The organism is Bacillus sp. JJ1127 (assembly GCF_036965845.1).
Lineage (GTDB): Bacteria > Bacillota > Bacilli > Bacillales > Bacillaceae_G > Bacillus_A.
Genome location: NZ_JBALQK010000124.1, coordinates 17,485 through 20,720, shown reverse-complemented (window position 1 = coordinate 20,720; position 3,236 = coordinate 17,485). Strand labels below are relative to the sequence as shown.

The following is a 3,236-nucleotide window of genomic DNA, read 5'->3' as shown; positions in this document are numbered from 1 at the left end:
TTGGTAAATAGATCTATGGGTAATATGTACATTGTCTTATTTTAAATTGAACAGAAAAGAGGTTATATTATGAAAAAAACGTAACATTAAGAAATTAACAAAGGTAGTTCCTGTAGCATTTGTATTAAGTACAGCTTTATTAGTAGCACCAGGATTTTCTTCTGCAAATACGAATATAGGAAGTCTTCCAGTAATCATCAGTGCTCAACAAGGAAAAGCACCTATGTCGGCGGCGCAAGTTGAGCGAAATGGTCTTCCTATTCCTCAGGTTCCTACAGGACCTTATCAAGAATTTCCTTATGAATCTTATTCTACTACGCAAGGAACGGATGTAAATGTACTGACATAGTCAAAATTATTGTTTAAAAACTACTCCATTATTTAAACTAAATAACCAGTTCCTTAACATACAGAGAACCGGTTAAAATGTGCCTAATCGTCCAATTTTCTATTTTTTGATAAGGTGACCCCTAATAGGTTTTTTCGTTTTGTGGAAAATGTATTTCTTAGCTTGCTAACGATGTAGTGTTACACTTTTATTATATTTTCGCAAGACTTTTATAACATTTATGAAAGGTTTTCGAAAGATATATAAACTAAGATAAATTTATTAATATAAATTATAAGAAATATGGAAGGAGACTGAAAATGATTACTAAGAAGAAAAACATGAACAAAACTAAAAAAATGGTACAAGTTTTAGCGCTAGCTACTACTGTTGTTAGTGGTTCATTAGCATTTAATTTTTCATCTGTACATGCTGATTCAATTCAAGACATTGGAAAAGGTGCACAAGTTATAAATAGTTTAGATACAACTTATAATGCCACAACAAACATAAAGAATTCAATAAAAGTTTCATTTATTGATGATCCAAATACTGATAAAAAATATGCCATTATTTCTACAGAAGGAAGTAATATAGGTTCAGGATTTTATCGTACCCCTGACGACGATAGTGGTATTTATGCTCGTTTAGAGTGGCCATCCGCCTTTAAAACAGGATTAGAGATTACAAGTAATGATAGTGCAAAATTTTATAACGTTGCACCCCAAAATGCAATAGAAACAAAAAAGGTATCTTCTACAGTTTCATATAATGTAGGGGGAAGTTTAGATATTAAAGCAGGAGATCCATCATCAGGTCTAATAAAACCATCAGTTGGTGCATCTTGGTCAAATACTGTAACATATGACCAACCAGATTATAAAACATTTTTAGAAAATTCTACGGATAAAAAAGTAGATTGGACAGTTGAATTTAGTAAATTTGATAATAGAGGATATGGATTTTACACTAGAGATTCATGGAATGGTTTGTATGGTAATGAGTTATTTATGAGCTCACGTACTGATCCAATCATTCATGCAACAAACAATTTTATATCTAATGATGAATTCCCAGCTCTAGTAAGATTTGGTTTTCAACCAAGTACATTAGCGGTTGTAATTGCAGACAAAAATGAAACTTCAACTGATTTATCTGTAAAACATGCTAGGGTACAAGATCATTATAGTTTAATGTATATTGCCCTTCAAGGTTGGATTGGAAAAAATGAGAAAGATCAGGGCGTTAAGCAAGCTATAGATAATTATACAATTGATTGGAAAAATAATAAAATCGTTCACAAGTAAGAGCGAATAATTCGCTTACTAATATAACAGTGTACTATTTTTAAGAGTGTATCAATTTAAACGGTTCTGTTGCAAAGTTTCTTAACAGATAAAAAACTGGGCTGATTACAGATGGATTTTATACAATTTTAAGTAATTGCCGTAATTCATTGTATGTTGAAAAAACGCAGTTTGGTTGCAAACTGCGTTTTCGTTTATGTATGGCGTGAATCGTTTCGATTCCTTTCAAGGTACGTGAAGCATGGCGAAGACTTTGAAATCCTGCGGATTTGGCAAAACGTCGCTTTACATGTCTATGGTCTTGTTCGATAAGATTATTCAAATGCTTGACTGTGCAATGAATTGTATGTTTATAAAAGCCTTTTCCCCTTAATTTGTTAAACGCACAGAGTAATGCTGGAGCTTTGTCTGTTGTTAGAACCGTTGGTTCTCCAAACTTTTTCACTAATCTTTTCATAAAGCCATATACGGCCTGATGATCTCGCTTTTTACGCAGTTGAATATCTAATGTGTAACCCTCTTTATCAATTGCACGATATAGGTAACGCCATTCTCCTTTGATTTTTACATAAGTCTTATCCAATTTCCAAGACAATTGTACGTTTTTATTTTTCTTCTTCCAAATTTGGTAGATCAAGTTGCCATATTCATGAACCCAGCGCATGATGGTTGTCGGATGAACCGAAACACCACGTTCCTTCAGGATTTCAGATACATCGCGATAGCTTAAAGAAAAACGACAATAGTAGCCGACGGCTACTAAAATAATGTCTTGTTTGAATTGTTTTCCTTTAAAATATCCCATCTGTCATTCTCCTCGTTTCATTTTTCTAGAATATAGCTTAGTTTAAAAAACTTTGCAACAGAACCCAAATTAAAATAAATGAAAGTCTTTTGTAATAATTATGAAAGACTTTTGAAAGATATTGAAAGTAAGATGAACTTCTAAATATCAATTTAAAAGTGAAAAGTTTCACAAAGAGAGGACGACAGAATGAAAAACACATTTAAAACAACTGGAATTGGAAAGAAGGTAATTCCTGCGACAGCAGCATTAGGTATTCTTTTTTCCATGGCTTCTATTGCAGAAAATAAGGCTAGCGCAGGGATAGGTATGGTAGTAGATGTAGGTATTACTTGATTAGGTATTGTAAAAGACATTTATGAAGCACTTGGAATATCGCCGGATAAATCAGGCTCAGATACTCACATTGATGTATATGCAGAAAATACCCAACTTACAATGTTTCATGTAGCCCATATAGGTTCAAATGATTGATAAACTATCTAATAACCTTACAGAACTGTCATCTTTATGTAAGGTTATTAGATAGTTCATATAGTATTTCAATGTAATAATAAAGATATAAGAAGTCATAATAAATTTTTTAGAGGTGAACATCATGAAAGGGAATCATATCTTATCTTCTTTGAGTTATTTTAGTTACTTTTTTGCACCAATTATATTACCACTTATTATTTACCTTATAGCGGAAGAAAAAGTGAAATATCATGCGAAAAAAGCATTATGGATACAGCTAATTCCTTGTGTAACAATTCTCATTGCTATTGCTATAACTAGTAGCGTAACTAGACTTAGT

4 protein-coding genes and 1 pseudogene are annotated in these 3,236 nt (G+C 32.2%); 4 read left to right on the top strand and 1 reads right to left on the bottom strand.

The features are described from left to right. Nucleotides 1-223: 223 nt before the first annotated feature. Nucleotides 224-349, top strand: coding sequence for a hypothetical protein (locus V7183_RS13115; protein ID WP_335359807.1), 126 nt, complete (start codon nucleotides 224-226; stop codon nucleotides 347-349). 299 nt (nucleotides 350-648) lie between these two features. Continuing rightward, nucleotides 649-1,635 (top strand): beta-channel forming cytolysin, encoded by a 987-nt coding sequence (locus tag V7183_RS13110; RefSeq protein WP_335359806.1) that lies wholly within the window; start codon nucleotides 649-651, stop codon nucleotides 1,633-1,635. A gap of 118 nt (nucleotides 1,636-1,753) precedes the next feature. Here V7183_RS13110 and V7183_RS13105 read toward each other — a convergent pair whose 3' ends face one another. Next, nucleotides 1,754-2,440, bottom strand: a complete 687-nt coding sequence (locus V7183_RS13105; protein WP_335359805.1) for an IS6 family transposase — start codon at nucleotides 2,438-2,440, stop codon at nucleotides 1,754-1,756. A gap of 189 nt (nucleotides 2,441-2,629) precedes the next feature. On the opposite strand from V7183_RS13105, the pseudogene V7183_RS13100 reads away from it, so the two are divergent. Both V7183_RS13100 and V7183_RS13095 read left to right on the top strand, forming a co-directional pair. Further along, nucleotides 2,630-2,866 (top strand): annotated as a pseudogene (locus tag V7183_RS13100) (cell wall-binding protein); the annotation flags it as partial. A gap of 172 nt (nucleotides 2,867-3,038) precedes the next feature. Then, nucleotides 3,039-3,236, top strand: a 198-nt coding sequence (locus V7183_RS13095; protein WP_335359804.1) for a DUF4870 domain-containing protein, incomplete at its 3' end; no start/stop codon positions are given.

Bases quoted from the DNA above. Each gene is read 5' to 3' on its own strand.
- V7183_RS13105 (WP_335359805.1), bottom strand. From the start codon at position 2,440: ATGGGATATTTTAAAGGAAAACAATTCAAACAAGACATTATTTTAGTA.
- V7183_RS13115 (WP_335359807.1), top strand. From the start codon at position 224: ATGTCGGCGGCGCAAGTTGAGCGAAATGGTCTTCCTATTCCTCAGGTT.
- V7183_RS13110 (WP_335359806.1), top strand. From the start codon at position 649: ATGATTACTAAGAAGAAAAACATGAACAAAACTAAAAAAATGGTACAA.